Origin of the sequence: Chromobacterium alkanivorans, from assembly GCF_016937655.1 — a bacterium.
In the GTDB taxonomy this organism is placed as follows: domain Bacteria; phylum Pseudomonadota; class Gammaproteobacteria; order Burkholderiales; family Chromobacteriaceae; genus Chromobacterium; species Chromobacterium alkanivorans.
On sequence record NZ_JAFHKL010000056.1, the window covers coordinates 1 to 331 of the forward strand.

The 331-nt window shown below is 67.1% G+C and carries 1 pseudogene; it reads right to left on the reverse strand.

Annotated features, from left to right (window positions below):
• Positions 1-331: pseudogene (locus JW897_RS24185) on the reverse strand (ABC transporter ATP-binding protein); the annotation flags it as partial.

The window sequence follows — 331 nt, forward strand, 5'->3', positions numbered from 1 at the left end:
TTTGCCGGAGCCGGATTCGCCGACGATGCCCAGGGTCTTTCCCTTGGCCAGCTTGAAGGACACATCCTTGACCGCGTGGAACTGGCGTTTGCCGAACAGGCCTTCGCGCACGTCGAAGGATTTGCAGAGCCCGCGCACGTCCAGGATGATTTCGTCGTCAGCCTGGTAGCCGCGCTCACGCTGCGGCGGCTCCACGTAGCCGCCCGGCTGCAGGAAGTCGTCGATCACCGCCAGCCGCTGCGGCCGCCGGTCCAGGTGCGGGCGGCAGGCCAGCAGCGCCTTGGTGTAGGCGTCCTGCGGCGCGTCGAAGATTTGCTGCACGCTGCCCTGT